Genomic DNA, 15,546 nt, shown 5'->3' on the forward strand with positions numbered 1-15,546 from the left:
AGTGCTTGATTCTTACGGTAGTGGCTGGAAGTGCTCGTTAGAAGACCGGGCTCAGAAGCCCATGCCCGGCAGGCCGCCCATGCCCTGCGCCAGCGGGCCGAGCTTGGCCTGCTGGAGCTGCTGCGCGTTGTCGTTGGCGGCCTGGACGGCGGCCACGATCAGGTCGGCGAGGGTCTCGGTGTCCTCCGGGTCGACCGCCTTGGGGTCGATGACGAGGCCGCGCAGCTCGCCGGAGCCGGTGACGGTCGCCTTCACCAGACCGCCGCCCGCCTGCCCGTCGACCTCGGTCGCGGCCAGCTCCTGCTGCGCACGGGCGAAGTCCTGCTGCATCTTCTGGGCCTGCTGGAGAAGCTGCTGCATGTTGGGCTGGCCACCGGGGATCACGGTCACTCCTGGAGTTCGGTACGTCCGTATGTGTCGGTACGCCGAGCCTACGTGGTCCCCGCCCGCCCTGCCTCCATCACTCTTTCGGGTGAGAAACTGCGGCCTCCTCTACCTGATCAACACCCTCTTGCGGGCGGAAATCCCGGGATTCCGGGCCCGCCGCCCACCATTCGGCGGTAGGAAGGGCAGGCACCACGTGCACCGCACGTCACAGAAGGACATGAGCACTGAGCTGAACAGAGGAGTCCCCCGGTGAGCCAGCAGCCGGAGATGCAGCCGCCGCCGGGACCCCCCGGGGGAGACGTCCACCGCGATCTGACCGGTACGCCGTTCCCCCTGGGCGACTGGGGTGAACCGGCGGAACGGCTCGACGAGCTGTACCGCTGGGTGGAGTCCAACGCCCTGCGCACCGCCGAGTGGTACCTCTCGGACCGCGTCTGGAAGCGCCGCTGCGCCCGGGCCCTGCGGATCGGCACGGCCGTCGGCGTGATCGCGGGCGCCGCGCTGCCGCTGCTCGACCTGACCGGGGTGGCCGCGGGCACGGCCGGCTGGGGCTACCTGTCGCTGCTGCTCGGCGCGGCCTGCATGGCCTGCGACCGGTACTTCGGGCTGACGTCGGGCTGGATAAGGGACGTGGCGACGGCGCAGGCCGTGCAGCGCCGTCTCCAGGCGCTGCAGTTCGACTGGGCCTCGGAGAGCGTCCGGGAGGTACTGGGGCCCACGGAGGGCACCGCGAGCGAGGCCGCCGAGCGATGTCTCGGGGTGCTGCGCCGCTTCTCGGAGGACGTGACGGAGCTCGTACGGGCGGAGACCGCGGACTGGATGGTCGAGTTCCGTTCGGGCCCGGCGCCGCTTGCGCTCCAGTCGGTGGGCGTGATGCCCGCGCGCGCCGAGAGCCACCACCCCTCGGGCCGCTTCCCCCTTCCGCCCGGCACCCGCCCGAACATGCCCCGCCAGCGCCCCCCGGAGGCCCGCTAGGGCCTGTCGGGGGGCGCTGGCGGGGCTCAGCTCAGCTCAGCTCAGGATGATCATCGATCCCTGGGCGAGGCTGCGGACCGCCGCCGCGTGCAGGCCCAGCCACACGTGACGCTCCCGCGCGAAGGGGCCGCCGTCGGACGGAACCGGGGCGGCCGGCTCCTCCAGGGAGGTCGGTCGCTCCGGCGGCAGCGGGGCGGCCGGCGGGTTCGCCGGGTCGATGCCGATCGAGGGCGCCACGAACTCGAGCTCCCTGAGCAGCCCGTACGAGGAGCCGAGCGGACCGCCGCCCTCCAGGAGCTCGTCCGTGGTGAGCGGCGCCGGGAAGTCGACCGGCACGTACGCGCCCGCGTGGTCGTAGTGCCAGACCAGGTGGGACTGCTGGGCGGTCGCCTCGAACATCTCCAGGAGCTGTTCGTAGTCCCCGCCGAGCTCGCCCACCGGCTCGACCGGCAGCCCGCACACCTGGAGGAGGTACGCGCGGCGCAGGAAGTGCAGGGCCTCGTAGTCGAAGCCCGCGACGGGGGCGACGTCCCCGGAGAGCCCCGGCATGTACGCGTAGACGGGCACGGTCGGCAGACCGGACGCGCTGAGCACGGAGTCGAAGACGGCTATCTCTTCGGCGAAGGGGTTGTCGGGGCTGTGGCACAGCACGTCGACGAGGGGGACCAGCCACAGGTCACAGGCCAAGGGAGGCTCGCTCTCCGTCGGTTGCAGGGACGGCCAGGGTAGTCGGCGGCGCGACCGACGACGCCCACCCGCTCAGGACCTGCCCCCGGAGGCCGGGCCTCAACCCGACCTGTCGGCCCCGTGACGTTCAGCTCGCCCGCTGCTCCAGGCGGTCCGCCCACTCCAGCGAGTGCGCGTTGTAGGCCCGTACCACCTCGACGGCGGCCTCCGCGTCGCCGCGGGTGACCGCGTCCACCAGCTCGACGTGCCCGCCCCAGAGCCAGCCGAGGAGGTCCTGCTCGGAGCGCAGGTAGGGCACGGAGAAGACCCAGGCCTGGACGCGCAGCCTGTGCAGGAAGTCGGCGATGTAGGTGTTGGCGGCGACGAGCCGCCCCAGCTCGCGCCAGTAGCGGATGTCGTAGCCGATGAGGATGTCCAGGTCCCCGGCACGGGCGGCGCGGGCGGCGGCCTCGCCCCGTCGGCGTACGGAGACGAGGGCGACGCCGACGCCGAGGTCGGGATCGGGGGCGGAGAGCGGCGGGGACGACGGGCTCCGCGGGGTCTGCGGGGCCAGGACCACCGCGGGCGCGTGGCGGCGGAAAATGCCGTCGACGACGAGCATCCGTGCCTCGACCATGCGCCGGTAGTCGTCGACCGAGTACTGGTGGACGCGGAATCCGCGGTGCTGGTCGGAATCGAGGAGTCCCTGCGCGCACAGGTCGACGAGCGCTTCCCGTACGGGCGTCGCCGACACCCCGTACTGCTCGGCGATCTGCTTGACGGTGAATTCCTCACCCGGCTGGAGACGGCCCGCGAGCACCTCGTCACGCAGCGCGTCGGCGATCTGCTGTCGCAAGGTGTTGCGGGTGACAGCTCCGCTCGCGGGCATGGGCAGGCCCCCTCCGTCCGGTTTCGGGACACCCTAGTCCAGACGGGGGAGACCTCCCCGGTACTGCGGTTACGCGGTGTGCTCGTCGGCCACCGAAAGCGCCGCGTCCAGCGCCGCCAGGCCCTCCTTGGCCTCCGCCTCGGAGACGTTGCAGGCGGGAACGGCGTGGGTGCGGTTCATGTTCACGAAGGGCCACAGGCCCTGCTTCTTCGCGGCGGCGGCGAAGGCGGCCATCGGCGCGTTGGCCTCGCCGGCCGCGTTGTACGGGACGAGCGGCTCGCGGGTCTCCTTGTTCTTGACCAGGTCGAGCGCCCAGAAGACGCCCATGCCGCGGACCTCGCCGACCGACGGGTGGCGCTCGGCGAGCTCGCGCAGGCCGGGGCCGAGGACGGTCTCGCCGATGTGGGCGGCGTTCTCGACGACCTTCTCGTCCGCCATCACGTTGATCGTGGCGACGGCGGCGGCGCAGGCCAGCGGGTGGCCGGAGTAGGTCAGTCCGCCCGGGTAGGGCCGCTTGTCGAAGGTGGCGGCGATCTCGGCGTTGATGGCGACGCCGCCGAGGGGCACGTAACCCGAGTTCACGCCCTTGGCGAAGGTCATCAGGTCGGGCACGACGTCGAAGTGCTCGGCGGCGAACCACGTGCCGGTGCGGCCGAAGCCGGCCATGACCTCGTCGAGGACGAAGACGATGCCGTACCTGTCGCAGATCTCGCGGACGCCGGCGAGGTAGCCGGGCGGCGGGGTCATGATGCCCGCGGTGCCGGGCACGGTCTCCAGGATGATCGCGGCGATCGTCGCCGGACCCTCGAAGGCGATCGTGTCCTCCAGGTGCTGGAGGGCCCGCGCGCTCTCCTCCGCCTCGGTGGTGGCGTAGAAGGGCGAGCGGTAGAGGAACGGCGCCCAGAAGCGCACGACGCCGGCGGAGCCGTTGTCGGAGGCCCAGCGGCGCGGGTCACCGGTCAGGTTGATCGCGGTGGAGGTGGCGCCGTGGTACGAGCGGTAGGCGGAGAGCACCTTCGTACGGCCGGTGTGCAGCCGGGCCATGCGGACGGCGTTCTCGACGGCCTCGGCACCGCCGTTGGTGAAGAAGATCTTGTCCAGGTCGCCCGGGGTGCGCTCGGCGATGAGGCGTGCGGCCTCGGAGCGCACGTCCACGGCGAAGGCGGGCGCGAAGGTCGCGAGCTTCCCGGCCTGCTCCTGGATCGCGGCGATCACCTTGGGGTGCTGGTAGCCGATGTTCGTGTAGACGAGACCGCTGGTGAAGTCCAGGTAGCGGTTTCCGTCGTAGTCCCAGAAGTACGAACCCTCCGCGCCGGCCACGGCGAGCGGGTCGATCAGGCCCTGGGCGGACCAGGAGTGGAACACGTGCGCGCGGTCGGCGGCCTTGACGGCCGCGCCGGCCTGGGGATCGGGTTCGATGACATGAGGGGTCATGCGGTCGAGGGTAAGGAATCGCAGGTGGGACGGGCCATGGCCATCTTGTCCACCGAGACCGGGCCGGACGCGACACCTTGCTCTGCCGGGCCTCGTCCAGGCTCTTGATTGACAGCAAACTGTCATCATGACAGCCTTCTGTCATGGGAACCGAGAGCGACACCAGGACCGTTCATCTCGCCGTCTACGACACCCTCGCCGACTGGGAGACGGGCCACGCCACGGCCTGGCTCGCCCGCGCCGGATTCACCGTCCGGACCGTCGGCCCGGTCGCAGGGCAGCCCGTCACGACGATCGCCGGGATCCGGATCGTCCCCGACCTCGCGCTCGACGAGCTCGGCCCCGAGGACAGCGCCTTGCTGATCCTTCCGGGCGCCGAGAAGTACGACGAGGGCGACGAGCTCGCCCCCTTCACGGCCAAGGCCCGCACCTTCCTCGACGCCGGCGTGCCGGTCGCCGCGATCTGCGGCGCCACCGCGGGACTCGCGAAGGAGGGCCTGCTCGACGACCGCCCGCACACCGGCGCCGTCTCGTTCCACCTCGCCGCGACCGGCTACAAGGGCGCCGGGCACTACGTCGACGCCGACGCGGTGACCGCCGGCGACCTGATCACGGCGGGCCCGACGGAACCGGTCGCCTTCGCCCGCGAGATCTTCGCCCGACTGGGCGCTTACGAGGGCAAGCGGGACGCCTGGTTCCGCCTCTTCCACGACTCCGACCCGGCGGCCTTCGCCGAGCTGAACTCGTGAGGCGCGCATGAGTTCCGAACCCGAGAGCCGCCGGCAGCGGCAGGACGCCCTCTCCCGTACGGCCCTGGGCGTCTTCCGGCTCAACGGCCAGTTCCTCGCCGTCTCGGAGAAGCTGGCCGAACCCGCCGGCCTGACGGCCGCCTGGTGGCAGGTCCTCGGCGCCGTACTCCCCCGGCCCCTGCCGGTCGCCGGGATCGCCCGCGCCATGGGCATCACGCGCCAGAGCGTGCAGCGGATCGCGGACCTGCTCGTACGGGAGGGCCTGGCCGTCTACGAGCCGAACCCGGCCCACCGCAGGGCCAAACTCCTCGCCCCCACCGAGGCCGGCCGCGCCGCCGTCCGCCGCATCGACCCCGGCCACGCCGAACTGGCCGCCGCACTCCTGCGGGAGCTGGGCGGGCAGGAGGCCTTCGACGAGACGGTACGGGTGCTGGAGCGGCTCTCCGCCGCCCTGGAGGCCGTCAGCGCACAGCCCGAGGGCCGGGTGCCCACCGAGTAGCCCCGGGGGGTGGGGGTGGGAGGCGCGGAGGGCTGGAGGCGCGGGAAGGTTCAACGGCGCCCGGACCAGGGGGCGGTCACTTGCCGGCCCTTGGCCGGACCAGGGGGCGGTCGCCTGCCGACCCCTGGAGCCGGGCCAGGGCCCTGGACCCGGGCCAGGGGGGCGGCAGGCGGCCCGGACCGGCCCCTGTGCCACAGTGCGCGCCATGGACACGCCAGGGCGTAGCGCTGCCACCACGATCACCGGCTGGGGAATGCTCCTGAGCGGGACGGCCGCCGTGGCCGCCACGCTCTGGTCGGTCGCCCCGTACCCCCCGCTCGTCGTCGAACCGGCCCTCGCCGGCCTCGCCGTGCTCTTCGCGGCCGGCTGGGTCCTCGCCTCCTACAAGGCCGCCGCACGCGCGCACGACCCGCTGGCCAAGCCGTACCGGGACACCCGGCGGCCGAACCCCGTCCTGCCGTACCTGTTCGCCTTCGGCACCCCGTTCGCCGCCTTCGCCGCCTTCGTGCTGGTCTTCATGGTCAGCGGCGACTACGGCCGCGAGACCGAGCGCCTGGAGCGCGCCGGATACGGCGAGTACGAGGTCGCCGTCGTCCGCCTCGCCGGCGAACCCGAGTTCCACCCCGGCGGCCAGGACGAGGACCCGTACTACCTCACCGACCTCACCCTGCGGATCCCGTACGAGGACCACGCGCGCGAGGTCACCCTCCCCGGCGTGTACACCCGCTACGAGCCGCCCGCCCCCGGCACCAAGGTGGACGTGTACTTCGCGCCGCGCGACCCCGGGGCGCGCGTGGCGGAGAACGCCGAGCGCGACGGACCCGGCTGGTTCATCACCTTCGCCATCTGGATCTGGCCGTGGCTCCTGATCGCGGGTGGCTTCACGAAGGGGTACGTCGACGCGGACGACATGCACCGGCTCCGCCGCTTCCGCCCCCGCACCCACCTGCCCGCACTCGGCATCCTGCTGACCGGCCTGGTCCTGCTCCTGCCGATGGCCCTGGAGTTCGAGGTGGCGGGCTTCGACCAGCTGCCCGCCCTCCTCGCCGTTCTCGCTCCACCCCTGGCGATGACCTGGGTGTCCAGGCAGTGACAGCGCGTGCGGCTGCGGGATTCGGAGGTGCGGGACGGGCCCGGGTCCAGCGTGGAGCCGGGGCCCGGCCGGCGTTCGCCGCCCGGCGGGAGTGAGCGACGGGAAGGGGCGACGGGAAAAGGCGACGGGAAGGGGCGACGGGAAGGGGCCGGTCCGCGGGTGCGGACCGGCCCCTTCCGGTGGCCGTACGGCGGGCGTCAGCAGTAGAGGTTGGCGCCGGCGGGGACACCGAGGATCTGGGTGAACTCCTGGTACTTGGTGACGCGGCTCTGGACCTGGGCCGGGTTGCGGCCGTCGCACTCCAGGGAGCCGTTGATGGAGCGGATGGTCTGGCCGAAGCCGGCGCCGTTGACCATGGCGTTGTGGGCGGTCATGGTGCCGGGGCCGTTCTGGGTGTTCCAGTACCAGAGGCCGGTCTGCATGGCGACGGCCGGTTCGCGTTCGACGCGCCAGGGGTTGTTGAGCAGGTCGATGCCGAGGGCGTCGCCGGCGGCCTTGTAGTTGAAGTTCCAGGAGAGCTGGATGGGGCCGCGGCCGTAGTACGCGGCCTGGCCGGCGGGGCAGCCGTAGGACTGGCTCGTGTCGCAGTAGTGGGGGTAGTTGGCGGTGTTCTGCTCGACGATGTAGTAGAGGCCGCCGGTCTCGTGGGAGACGTTGGCGAGGAAGGCCGCGGCCTCCTGCCTCTTCACCGTTTCGCTGCCGGTGGTGGCGAAGGCCGGGTACGACTTCAGCGCGGCGGTGAGCCCGGCGTACGTGTAGAAGGGGTTCCGGTTCGGGAACATCTGGTTGAACTGGGCCTCGGAGACGACGAATCCGGAGCTCGGCGGCGGGGTGGTGGGCGGGGTGGTGGGCCCGCCGCCGCAGGCGCCCTGATCGGCCCAGACGCCCCACTCTCCGGTCGTGCCGGGAGTCTCGTTCTGGGTCCACCACTTGGCCTGCCAGTTATGGCCGTTGTGCGAGGCCGTCATCCCGCCCGTGTAGACGCTCGAGGAGTTCCATGCGGCCGCGCAGGCGGCGGCCGCACCGGCGGAGGCGGCGGGGAGAAGGAGAACGGTGAGTCCGACGGCCGTACAGAGCGCGGCCAGCGAGGTGACCAACTTGCGCAGCATGCGTGCTTCCTTCCGGGTGGGGGTCCGGGTGGAGTCCTGACGGAATCCGGGCGGGACACCGGGGGACTCCCGGTGGGTTCCGGGTGGGAAGGCACAGCGAAGCGCGATTGGTCTGGACCTGTCAAGGTCTAGACCAGAAGTTGTGACGGTTGGGGTTCCGGTTGTCTCGACGCGTCCGCTCAGCGCACTCCGTTTTCGCCTCAGCGGTCGAGGAGACGCTCCAACAGGCTTGAGAGCAGAGCCCGTTCGGCCACGGTGAGGGGACCCATCAGCTCTTCCTGGGCGTCGGCGAGGATCTGGTCGAGGCGTGCGAGGTGCCTGCGGCCGCGCGCGGTGAGGGTGATGACGTTGCGTCGGCGGTCGGCGGGGTCGGGGGTGCGCTCGACGTGCCCCTGGTCGGCGAGTTCGTTGATGACGGAGACGAGGTCGCTGCGGTGGACGCCCGTGCGGCGGCTGAGGTCGGCCTGACTGGCGGGACCGTGCTCGTCGAGGGAGACCAGGGCCGCGTAGTGCCACTTGCGGGCGTCCTCGGCGGCGAGTCCCGCACTGACGAGGCGGTCGGCCTGGGCGGCGGTGAGGGCGAGGAGACGGCTGGGAAGGGCGCGAAGGCGCTCCGGGGTCTCCCGGAACTCCGGCGAGTGCTCGGTCATGGCGCGCAGATTACCCGTTGCGTTGGTGCCCCGAACGGTATACCTTCATTAGTGCCACGAACGTTAGTGGTCCGAACGTTAGGGGAGTGAACGCCATGCCCGTGATCGACGTCCTCGACTCGACGATGTTCCACGAGTCCCACGAAGGGACCGGCACTCCCTTCGTCTTCCTGCACGGCAACCCGACCTCGTCCCACCTGTGGCGCCACGTCCTGCCGGCCGTCGGCGGCGGGCGGCGACTGCTCGCGCCGGACCTCATCGGAATGGGCCGCTCGGGGAAGCCGGACATCGCCTACGACTACGCGGACCAGGCGCGGTACCTGGAGGCCTGGATCGAGGCGATGGAGCTCGACGAGGTCGTGTTCGTCGGGATCGACTGGGGCGGCTCGCTCGCCTTCGACTGGGCCGCCCGGCACCCCGGGCGGGTGCGGGGAATGGCGTTCATGGAGACGATCGTGCGCCCGATGGGCTGGGAGGAGTTCCCGGAGAGGGCGCGGGAGCGGTGGGACGCCTTCCGGACGCCGGGGGTGGGCGAGCGGATGGTCCTGGAGGAGAACACCTTCGTCGAGGACTCCTTCGCCCACACCGTCGCGACGGGGCTCGGCAAGACCGACCACGACGTCTACCGGGCGCCCTACCCGACGCCGGAGTCCCGTCGGCCGATGCTGGAGTGGGCCCGCGCGATGCCGCTGGACGGGGACCCGGCACAGGTCGTGGCCCGCGTCGAGGCGTACGGGGCCTGGCTGGCGGCCTCCCCGGAGGTCCCGAAGCTGCTGCTGACCTTCTCCGACTCCCCGACCCTGATGATCGACCCGCCCACGGCGGCCTGGTGCGCCGCCCACATATCCGCCCTCACCACCGTCCCCTGCGGCCCGGCGGGCCACCAGGCCCCGGAAGACCAGCCGCAGGCGATAGCCACCGCCCTCACCACGTGGGCGGACACGGAGGGCCTGACGGCGGCGTGACCCGCGGGGCGGGGCCGGGTGAGGCGCGGGGCGGGGCGGCGTGACCCGCGGGGCGGGTCGGGCGCGTGCTGACTCCCTGCGGGGTGCGGCCTGACCCGCCGCGCCCCGCAGGGAGTGCCTCGGGTGGGGTCAGATCATCAGGATGATGCGACCGGGGCGGTGGCCGGCCTCCGCTCGGCGGTGGGCTTCCGCGACCTCCGCGAGGGGCATGACGTCGGCCACTCGGGTGATCAGCTTCCCGTCCGCCACCATCTGGAGGCTCTGGCGGAGGCGGACGGCGTCCGGTGTGGCGCGGACGGCCTCGACGCGGATGTCCCGTTCGGACGGGGGGACGCGGTCGGGGGCGATGGCGAGGAAGACACCGTCGTCCTTGAGGACGGGGAGGAGGGCGCCGCCGACGAGCGCCCCGTCGAAGACCGCGTCCACGCGGTCCGGATCACCGGCGATCACCTTGGCGATCACGTCCTCGGGTGTGCCGCGCGTGACGACGTGCTCCGCGCCGAGGAGCCTCAGTTCGCTCTCGTCGCCCTCGTGGGCGACGGCCACGACCCGCATCCCGGCGGCCGAGGCGTACTGGATCGCCAGTCGGCCCACCACCGCGCTGCCACCCGTCACGAGCAGCGTCGCCCCGGCCGGGAGGTCGAGGCGGTCGAGGGCCTGCTGGGCCGTGGCCGAGGCCAGGGGGAGGGACGCGGCCTTGGTGAACTCCAGATCGTCCGGCATCGGGGCGAGCCACTCCGGGGCGACCTGTACGACCTCGGCGTAGGTGCCTTCGCCGGTCAGCTCCTCGTACCAGGGCACGAAACCGGCGACGCGGGTTCCGGCGGGCATCCCGGGGACGGGGTCGAGCATTTTGCCCGCGAAGTCGGTGCCCAGGACGAAGGGGGGCTTGAGCGCGCCGACGGCATCGGCGTAGTGGCCGGCGCGGATCCGCAGATCCGCCTGGTTCACTCCGGCGGCCTTCAGTGCCACCCGTACCCGGCCCGGGACGTCCCCGGCCTGCGGTTCGGGCCGCCGGGCCATTCTGAGGACCTCGGGTCCGCCGTAGGCGGTCACTTCGACGACACGCATGGGGTACTCCTCAGACGGAAGGCCCCCTCGTCGCCATTACACCCACGCTCCCCACCCCCGGCAACCCCGGCCCGTCCACCCGAAGGAAGGGAGAAGCGCCCGTGCGGGACGAGGAGCCCCCGACCGCGGCGAGGAGCCCCTGCGCCCGGTGGACCTCGACGGGATCTTCACGGGACGGGTGGGGGACTGTCTGGCATGCTCTGACGACGTGGAGCCATTGAACGCGGAAGACCCGGTCGGCATCGGCCCGTTCCGACTGATCGGCCGCCTCGGGGTCGGCGGGATGGGCCGGGTGTTCCTGGCGCGTTCGGCCGGCGGGCGGACGGTCGCGGTGAAGGTGGTGCACGCGCAGCTCGCGGCCCAGGAGGAGTTCCGGCGGAGGTTCGCCCGCGAGGTCGCCGCCCTGGAGCGGGTCGGGGGCACGGGCACGGCGCCCGTGCTGGGCTCGGACACCGACGCCGAGGCGCCGTGGGTGGCCATCGGCTACGTGCCGGGGCCGTCGCTGCGGACGGTGGTGGGCGACGAGTTCGGGCCGCTGCCGCCCACGACCGTGCGCTCGCTGGCCGCGGGTCTGGCCCGGGCCCTCGTCCACATCCACGCCGCCGGGCTCGTCCACCGCGACCTCAAGCCGTCCAACGTGCTGCTGACCGTCGACGGGCCGCAGGTCATCGACTTCGGCATCGCCCGCGCCGTCGACACGGTCGCCGAGGGCGGCGGTCTCACCAGCACCGGAGCCGTCGTCGGGTCGCCCGGCTTCATGTCGCCCGAGCAGGTGCGCGGCGACCGTCTGACGCCCGCGTCGGACGTCTTCTGCCTCGGCTCGGTCCTGGTCTACGCGGCGACGGGGCGGGCGCCGTTCGGGACGGCCGACAGCGGCGTCCACGCGACCATGTTCCGCATCGCCCACGACGAGCCCGACCTGACGGACGTGGCTCCCGAGCTCGCCGGGCTGATCAGGGCCTGCCTCGCCAAGGACCCGGCGGCCCGCCCGTCCGCCGCCGAGATCGCCGAGACCGTCCCGGTCGCCGATCCCTGGCTCCCGGCGGACGTCCTCGCCCCCATCGGCCGCCACACGGCGCGGCTCCTGGAGACGGAGGCGGAGAGCATGACGGGGGACGGAGCCCCCACGGGTTCCGGCACGAGCACCGGGAGCGGCGGCTTCTCGCCGGCCGCCGGCGACCCGACCCCGCCCACTCCCCTGCCGTCCACCCGCTCCACGGCCGCCTCCGCCACCGGTTCCTCCGCCACCGGTTCCTCCACCACGGCCCCGGCGTCCTCCACCGCCTCCACCGCGCCCGGGACCCCAGCCCGGCGGCCGCGCCGTACCGCGCTCGTCGCCGGTCTCACGGCCCTCGTGGTGGCGGCCACGGCCGGTGTCGCGTACACCTTCTGGCCCGACCCGGACACCGGCACGGACGAGCAGAAGAACAAGCCCGTCGGCACGACGGGCGACGTCTCGGCCCGTCCCGCCGGGATCGTCCCGGCCGGTTTCCTCGGCGCCTGGGAGGGCGTCCTCCAGGGGTCGCCCCAGTTCCCCCGGGAGACCGCCCGGATCGAGATCACCCAGGGAGCGGCGGGCTCCAAGAGCGCCGTCTACGTCCAGGTGACCGAGAACCGGCTGTGCATGGGCCGCTCCCGGCTCGTCTCCGCCGACGAGGACAAGGTCGTCTACGGCGAGTCCGACGTGACCACCAGCGTGCCCGCCGCGCGCTGCACGCCCGCCGCCCACCAGACCCTCAGCCTGCGCTCCCCCGACGTCCTGGAATGGACCTCGGGCGCGGCGAAGGCCACCTTCCGCAAGGCTCCCAGCGGCCCCGCGGTCGTCCCGGCCGAGTTCCTCGGCCACTGGTCGCGCGTCCCCGCGCCGGAGATGTACGGCAAGAACGACGAGCGCTACACCTCGGAGGTCACGATCACCCAGGGCCCGGTCGGCGCCCCCGTGATCAGCGTCATCGACGGATACCCGCGCACCATCGACGGCGTCACCACCTCCGAGGACTGGGCCTGCGGCACGACGGCCGTCCTCGCGGGCGTCGGCGACATGCTGATCCTCGGCCCCAGCACCCGCGACACGACCGCCTGGGACCGCGAATGCCAGGAGGGCCTGTCCCGCCACGCGGTCGTCGACAAGCTGAACGGCAAGGACCGGCTGCTCCTCTACCCGATGCTGGACGGCGAACCGAACGAGTACCACCGGTCCTGAACGACCACCGGTCCCGGCCGGGCGCGACCGGCACTGACCAGACACGAACGGTCCCGACCAGGCACGGCGGGTCCGGACCGGGCACGACCGGGCACGGCCGGTCCCGGCCGGACACAACCGGTCCCTGCCGGGCCGGGCAGCCTCGGCCGGGCGGGCAGCCTCGGCCGTTCGCGGCGTCGGCGGCGCTCAGCCGCCGAGCATGCCCAGGATCTGGTGGATCAGGGCGAGGGCGGGCGCGCCGGCCGTGCCCACGGACTCCAGGATCCCGCCGACCCGCTCCAGGGCGGTGCGGCGTGCCTCCGGGTCGGCCGAGCCGCCGATCTCCGCCTCGGCCGCCTCCACGGTCCGGGCCGCGAGGGGCCGGAGCTGCCCGCGCAGCTCCTGGAGCAGCGGCAGCAGCTCCTGGACGGCCCGCTCCAGCTCCGGGACGGCGGCGGTTCCGCCGGTCACGACCGTCCGCTTGTCGATGCCGACGCTGTTCGTGGTGTGGTCCATCCGCACCACGTCGCCGTAGTAGTGGTCGCCGCCGGTCACTTGGACACCCCCGTGTTGCCGCTGCCGCCGTACATGTTCACCGAGTCCCCGAAGTAGTAGTCGCCGTAGTTGGTGATCGAGAGCGTTCCCACCGGGGCCTGGAACTCGGCGTCCGGCTTGTCGATCGCCTCGGCGATCGAGCGGACGAGTCCGTCCAGGTAGGCGCGCTTGCCGGTCACCAGGGCCGTGGACCGCCCGTTCGTCTCGATGGCGAGGACGTCGTGGGGCATCGCGAAGACCACCGCGCACATCGCGCCGAAGAAGTAGAGCAGCAGGATCCCGACGAGGAACAGGGCGACCTCGATCAGGCCGTCGTCGTTGCTCGAACCGTAGGAGTCCCATGAGCTCGACGACGAGTCCTCGATCTGCAGGAGGATCAGGAACAGGGCGAGCGTCACCCCGCCCCGCTTCAGGAAACGGGCGAAGGCCTCCGCCCGGCGCGGCCTGAGCACGAAGGTGTAGACGCGGACGATGTTCTCCAGCGGGTAGGCGCCCCCGTGGACCCACAGCAGCCGCTTGCTGATCACCAGCCCGTGCCGCGGCGGCGGAGCGGCCGGCGGCGGAGCGTGCGCCGGTTTCGGCGTGGGCGCGTGCGCCGGCTTGGGCGCGGGCGTATGTGCCGGCTTGGGCGTGGGCGTATGTGCCGGCGCGGGCGCGTGCGCCGGCTTGGGCGCGGGTGTGTGGGTCGGCTTCGGTGGCGGCGTTCCGTTCGCTTCCATGCATCCCCCCGAGGTGGAGCCGCTCAGACGTGACCCCTCATTACGCGGCCGAACCACCAGTCCCACAAGGCGAGTTCAAGCCTCGTGCCACACCGGGAGCGGCTCTGGGGATCCTGGACGGACCGCACTCTCCCGTTCCGACCCGGTCGGGACACCGGGCTCGGCGGCTGACGTCCCCGCCAGGATCCGCCGGCGGCCGGCGGCCGGCGGGCCGAGCCGTCCACGAGCGCGGCGGCAAAGCACACCGCCTGCGCCTCGTGCGAGTGAGGCGCAGGCGGTGAGAGGGGACCGGGCTCCTACAGGAAGGAGTTGATCTCGATGGTCTCGGTGCGGCCGGGGCCGACGCCGATGGCGGAGATGGGGGCGCCGGACATCTCCTCGAGGGCCTTCACGTAGGCCTGCGCGTTCTTGGGCAGGTCGGCGAAGGTCTGGGCCTTGGTGATGTCCTCGGACCAGCCGGGCAGCATCTCGTAGATCGGCTTCGCGTGGTGGAAGTCGGTCTGCGAGTAGGGCAGCTCCTCGACGCGCTTGCCGTCGATCTCGTACGCGACGCAGACGGGGATCTGCTCCCAGCCGGTGAGCACGTCGAGCTTGGTGAGGAAGAAGTCCGTCAGGCCGTTGACGCGGGTGGCGTAACGGGCGATGACCGCGTCGAACCAGCCGCAGCGGCGGTCACGGCCGGTGGTGACGCCGCGCTCGCCGCCGATGCGGCGCAGCGCCTCGCCGTCCGCGTCGAACAGCTCCGTCGGGAACGGGCCGGCGCCGACACGGGTCGTGTAGGCCTTGAGGATGCCGATGACGCGGCTGATCTTCGTCGGGCCCACGCCGGCGCCGGTGCAGGCGCCGCCCGCGGTCGGGTTCGAGGAGGTGACGAAGGGGTACGTGCCGTGGTCGACGTCGAGCAGGGTGCCCTGGCCGCCCTCGAAGAGCACGACCTTGTCGTCGTCGAGCGCCTTGTTGAGGATCAGCGTCGTGTCGGCGACGAAGGGCTTGATCTGCTCCGCGTACTGGAGCATCTCCTCGACGATCTGCTCGGCCTGGATCGCGCGCCGGTTGTAGAGCTTGGCGAGGAGCTGGTTCTTGCCCTCCAGCGCCGCCTCGACCTTCTGCTCCAGGATCGACTCGTCGTACAGGTCCTGGACCCGGATGCCGACGCGGTTGATCTTGTCGGCGTAGGTGGGGCCGATGCCCCGGCCCGTGGTGCCGATCTTGCGCTTACCGAGGAACCGTTCCGTCACCTTGTCGAGGGTGACGTTGTACGGGGTGATCAGGTGGGCGTTGCCACTGATCAGGAGCTTCGACGTGTCCACGCCGCGCTCGTTCAGTCCGCTCAGCTCGGAGAGCAGGACCGCCGGGTCGACGACGACACCGTTTCCGATCACCGGGGTACACCCCGGCGAGAGGATTCCGGAAGGGAGAAGATGCAGCGCGTACTTCTGGTCGCCTACGACGACGGTGTGGCCGGCGTTGTTGCCGCCCTGGTAACGCACTACATAGTCAACGGAACCACCGAGGAGGTCGGTGGCCTTTCCCTTGCCCTCGTCACCCCACTGAGCACCGAGCAGCACAAGTGCGGGCACAGGCGTACACCCCTTCCGGGTGG

Annotated in this window: 16 protein-coding genes; 6 read left to right on the forward strand and 10 right to left on the reverse strand. The window is 72.2% G+C overall.

Features of this window, described 5'->3' with window-relative positions; genetic code table 11:
• Positions 1-51: 51 nt before the first annotated feature.
• A complete protein-coding gene (locus tag AC067A_RS21440) occupies positions 52-384 on the reverse strand; it encodes a YbaB/EbfC family nucleoid-associated protein (protein WP_479244076.1) in 333 nt (110 codons plus the stop codon).
• A 270-nt stretch (positions 385-654) separates the two neighbouring features.
• Here AC067A_RS21440 and AC067A_RS21445 point away from each other — a divergent pair, with 270 nt between their 5' ends.
• The gene (locus tag AC067A_RS21445; protein ID WP_479244143.1) at positions 655-1,362 is read left to right on the forward strand and encodes an SLATT domain-containing protein; all 708 of its coding nucleotides are present in this window, start codon (positions 655-657) and stop codon (positions 1,360-1,362) included.
• Positions 1,363-1,398: 36 nt separating this feature from the next.
• On the opposite strand, the gene AC067A_RS21450 is transcribed toward AC067A_RS21445, so the two are convergent.
• The 3 genes from AC067A_RS21450 to AC067A_RS21460 form a co-directional block, all read right to left on the reverse strand.
• Positions 1,399-2,049: a hypothetical protein gene (locus AC067A_RS21450; protein WP_479244077.1), complete on the reverse strand. Its 651-nt coding sequence runs from the start codon at positions 2,047-2,049 to the stop codon at positions 1,399-1,401.
• Positions 2,050-2,176: 127 nt separating this feature from the next.
• Complete coding sequence (locus AC067A_RS21455) at positions 2,177-2,917, reverse strand: GntR family transcriptional regulator (RefSeq protein ID WP_479244078.1); 741 nt, start codon at positions 2,915-2,917, stop codon at positions 2,177-2,179.
• A gap of 69 nt (positions 2,918-2,986) precedes the next feature.
• Positions 2,987-4,351, reverse strand: a complete 1,365-nt coding sequence (locus AC067A_RS21460) for an aminotransferase class III-fold pyridoxal phosphate-dependent enzyme (protein ID WP_479244079.1) — start codon at positions 4,349-4,351, stop codon at positions 2,987-2,989.
• A 143-nt stretch (positions 4,352-4,494) separates the two neighbouring features.
• Between AC067A_RS21460 and AC067A_RS21465 the strand changes: the two genes are divergently transcribed.
• The 3 genes from AC067A_RS21465 to AC067A_RS21475 all read left to right on the forward strand — a co-directional run bounded on the left by AC067A_RS21465 (position 4,495) and on the right by AC067A_RS21475 (position 6,692).
• Positions 4,495-5,100 (forward strand): DJ-1/PfpI family protein, encoded by a 606-nt coding sequence (locus AC067A_RS21465; protein WP_479244080.1) that lies wholly within the window; start codon positions 4,495-4,497, stop codon positions 5,098-5,100.
• 7 nt (positions 5,101-5,107) lie between these two features.
• On the forward strand, positions 5,108-5,599 hold the full coding sequence (locus AC067A_RS21470) for a MarR family winged helix-turn-helix transcriptional regulator (protein ID WP_479244081.1): 492 nt from the start codon (positions 5,108-5,110) through the stop codon (positions 5,597-5,599).
• Positions 5,600-5,804: 205 nt separating this feature from the next.
• A complete protein-coding gene (locus AC067A_RS21475) occupies positions 5,805-6,692 on the forward strand; it encodes a hypothetical protein (RefSeq protein ID WP_479244082.1) in 888 nt (295 codons plus the stop codon).
• 197 nt (positions 6,693-6,889) lie between these two features.
• On the opposite strand, the gene AC067A_RS21480 is transcribed toward AC067A_RS21475, so the two are convergent.
• Entirely contained in the window at positions 6,890-7,801 is a 912-nt protein-coding gene (locus tag AC067A_RS21480; protein ID WP_479244083.1) for a glycoside hydrolase family 19 protein, read from the reverse strand.
• Positions 7,802-8,001: 200 nt separating this feature from the next.
• Complete coding sequence (locus AC067A_RS21485; protein ID WP_479244084.1) at positions 8,002-8,451, reverse strand: MarR family winged helix-turn-helix transcriptional regulator; 450 nt, start codon at positions 8,449-8,451, stop codon at positions 8,002-8,004.
• Between the two features lie 95 nt (positions 8,452-8,546).
• Here AC067A_RS21485 and AC067A_RS21490 point away from each other — a divergent pair, with 95 nt between their 5' ends.
• Positions 8,547-9,416, forward strand: coding sequence for a haloalkane dehalogenase (locus AC067A_RS21490; protein ID WP_479244085.1), 870 nt, complete (start codon positions 8,547-8,549; stop codon positions 9,414-9,416).
• A gap of 129 nt (positions 9,417-9,545) precedes the next feature.
• Here the strand turns inward: AC067A_RS21490 and AC067A_RS21495 are convergent, their stop codons facing one another.
• On the reverse strand, positions 9,546-10,487 hold the full coding sequence (locus AC067A_RS21495) for an NADP-dependent oxidoreductase (protein WP_479244086.1): 942 nt from the start codon (positions 10,485-10,487) through the stop codon (positions 9,546-9,548).
• Between the two features lie 208 nt (positions 10,488-10,695).
• On the opposite strand from AC067A_RS21495, the gene AC067A_RS21500 reads away from it, so the two are divergent.
• A complete protein-coding gene (locus AC067A_RS21500; RefSeq protein WP_479244087.1) occupies positions 10,696-12,690 on the forward strand; it encodes a serine/threonine-protein kinase in 1,995 nt (664 codons plus the stop codon).
• Between the two features lie 186 nt (positions 12,691-12,876).
• On the opposite strand, the gene AC067A_RS21505 is transcribed toward AC067A_RS21500, so the two are convergent.
• From AC067A_RS21505 to AC067A_RS21515, 3 genes are all read right to left on the reverse strand, one after another.
• Positions 12,877-13,224, reverse strand: coding sequence for a hypothetical protein (locus tag AC067A_RS21505; RefSeq protein ID WP_479244088.1), 348 nt, complete (start codon positions 13,222-13,224; stop codon positions 12,877-12,879).
• Positions 13,221-13,751: a DUF6232 family protein gene (locus AC067A_RS21510; protein ID WP_479244089.1), complete on the reverse strand. Its 531-nt coding sequence runs from the start codon at positions 13,749-13,751 to the stop codon at positions 13,221-13,223. The genes AC067A_RS21505 and AC067A_RS21510 overlap by 4 nt, the downstream gene beginning before the upstream one ends.
• Positions 13,752-14,239: 488 nt before the next feature.
• Positions 14,240-15,523, reverse strand: coding sequence for an adenylosuccinate synthase (locus AC067A_RS21515; RefSeq protein WP_402457353.1), 1,284 nt, complete (start codon positions 15,521-15,523; stop codon positions 14,240-14,242).
• Between the last annotated feature and the right edge of the window lie 23 nt (positions 15,524-15,546).

This window comes from Streptomyces sp. NPDC043176, assembly GCF_056436715.1.

Excerpts from the sequence above, each read along its gene's own strand:
- AC067A_RS21455 (WP_479244078.1), bottom strand. The coding sequence starts at position 2,917 with ATGCCCGCGAGCGGAGCTGTCACCCGCAACACCTTGCGACAGCAGATC.
- AC067A_RS21480 (WP_479244083.1), bottom strand. The coding sequence starts at position 7,801 with ATGCTGCGCAAGTTGGTCACCTCGCTGGCCGCGCTCTGTACGGCCGTC.
- AC067A_RS21470 (WP_479244081.1), top strand. The coding sequence starts at position 5,108 with ATGAGTTCCGAACCCGAGAGCCGCCGGCAGCGGCAGGACGCCCTCTCC.
- AC067A_RS21465 (WP_479244080.1), top strand. The coding sequence starts at position 4,495 with ATGGGAACCGAGAGCGACACCAGGACCGTTCATCTCGCCGTCTACGAC.
- AC067A_RS21460 (WP_479244079.1), bottom strand. The coding sequence starts at position 4,351 with ATGACCCCTCATGTCATCGAACCCGATCCCCAGGCCGGCGCGGCCGTC.
- AC067A_RS21495 (WP_479244086.1), bottom strand. The coding sequence starts at position 10,487 with ATGCGTGTCGTCGAAGTGACCGCCTACGGCGGACCCGAGGTCCTCAGA.
- AC067A_RS21475 (WP_479244082.1), top strand. The coding sequence starts at position 5,805 with ATGGACACGCCAGGGCGTAGCGCTGCCACCACGATCACCGGCTGGGGA.
- AC067A_RS21445 (WP_479244143.1), top strand. The coding sequence starts at position 655 with ATGCAGCCGCCGCCGGGACCCCCCGGGGGAGACGTCCACCGCGATCTG.
- AC067A_RS21485 (WP_479244084.1), bottom strand. The coding sequence starts at position 8,451 with ATGACCGAGCACTCGCCGGAGTTCCGGGAGACCCCGGAGCGCCTTCGC.
- AC067A_RS21490 (WP_479244085.1), top strand. The coding sequence starts at position 8,547 with ATGCCCGTGATCGACGTCCTCGACTCGACGATGTTCCACGAGTCCCAC.